At 49.2% G+C, this 1626-nt stretch carries 2 protein-coding genes; one reads left to right on the top strand and one right to left on the bottom strand.

The window, feature by feature from the left end:
• Positions 1–130: 130 nt before the first annotated feature.
• Positions 131–1369, bottom strand: coding sequence for an IS110 family transposase (locus tag ACQRD3_RS13475; protein WP_054338382.1), 1239 nt, complete (start codon positions 1367–1369; stop codon positions 131–133).
• On the opposite strand from ACQRD3_RS13475, the gene ACQRD3_RS13470 reads away from it, so the two are divergent.
• The coding region (locus ACQRD3_RS13470; RefSeq protein ID WP_427781732.1) for a hypothetical protein at positions 1344–1626 on the top strand (283 nt) is incomplete at its 3' end. The two genes, ACQRD3_RS13475 and ACQRD3_RS13470, sit on opposite strands and share 26 nt — an antisense overlap.

The raw sequence follows: 1626 nt of genomic DNA, 5'->3' as shown, positions 1-1626 counted from the left end.
TTGCTACGAAAATAGGTAGCGAGGTCGTGTACTTTGACAAACAGGTTTTCAACGCCTCATGAAAAACCATCGCAACACAAAAAGCGGCAGGCCAAAACCTGTCGCTGGTCGAAGTATGGAACCGCGAACATCAGTCTGGTGCAACCACAAAGTATCCCAGTTTTTGCAGTTCGTTCACCATGCGGCCGGCCCGTTTTCGTTCGCTTTGTTTCCTGCGGATCTCAAAACATTCTTCGTTGTAGGGGGTTCCTGTCTTCAGCATCGTGTAAATCAACGTCAACAGCTTTCGAGCCAAAGCAATCGTTGCCCGTTTTGCTCCCTTGCGCTGCTTGACTCGCCAGTACCAGCCAGAGAGGTACAGTGTTCGTTTTCCGGAGATGACCCATCCGACTTCGCAGAGCATGCTTTTCAGGTAAGGATCTCCCTTATTGATATGGGCGCTCTTGCGTTTTCCGGCACTCTCGTTGTTGCCGGGACTCAAACCAGCCCAGGAGCATATGTGCTGGGAATCCGGAAATGCACTCATATCAGTACCAATCTCTGCGATGATGGAAGCTGCTGCGGTTACATCAATGCCCGGTATAGAACACAGGAGACTTAATGCCGCTTCATGTTTTACGATTTCTTCCGAAATAGCATCTTCCACGGTATGGCGGTGTCGTTCAAGAGATTCCAAGTGTTCAAATATCATACGAAGAAAGGACCGCTGGTGCTCTGAAAGTGAGCCGTTCAAAGCAACAAGAATTTCGTCAATGCGTTTCCGAGTCTGTGTTTTCAGACACTTATCCAGAGCCTCCCGCGAGATATCTCCGTATTCCATGAGATGACGGATAATATTTCGTCCAGAAGCTCCAAATGCGTCCGATAGAAACGCTGTGAAACGGAAGCCGGAGCTTTGCAGAAACTTATCGATGCGGTTCTTTTGGGCGGTTATGTCGTGAACGATGCTCTTACGATACCGTGTCAGATGCCGCAGTTCCCGAAAAGTCTTATCTGGGATAAAGCTCCCATTTAGCAACCCTGCTCGGAGTAATGTAGCAATCCATTGCGCATCACGCATATCCGTTTTGCGCCCAGGCACATTCTTCATGTGGCGGGCATTTACCACCAGAATGTTGATCTGACCATCAAAGCAGGGCTCTAACATCTCATAAATGGGTTGCCAATAAATCCCGGTGCTCTCCATGGCAACATGGCGACACTCTACCTCCAACACCCAGTCCCGTAATTTCCGCATTTCTGGGATAAGCGTGCTGAAAGAGCGAATCTCAATTTCCGGCTCGGTGCCCAGCTCGCCTCTGGCAAGACAAGCAACGATAACATCGCGGTGAACATCCAATCCCATGGCGCAGGTCAATATGTCTTGCATCAAATCCCTCCCTGAAATATGCAGGCTGGGAATTGCCCGGGTGGGTATCCGAACTTTGCTACTCGTGCTCTTCACTTGCGTGATGCAACATACTGCTGTTCTCTTGGGCAATTCGTCCACGTTGAACAAACGGGGTGAAAATCCACCAAGGTACAACCGGACTACGCCTGCTGACTTCAGTTTAGCAAATCCTGCGGTTAACGCACAGACTATATTTTCATTCTCAGCTGTGATGGCATTTCATGAGGCGTTGAAAA

Source organism: Candidatus Pseudoscillospira sp. SGI.172, assembly GCF_050313575.1.
Taxonomy (GTDB): Bacteria; Bacillota; Clostridia; order Oscillospirales; family Oscillospiraceae; genus Vermiculatibacterium.
The sequence above is the reverse complement of the archived record's forward strand: the minus strand, read 5'-3'. Positions and strand labels throughout refer to the sequence as shown.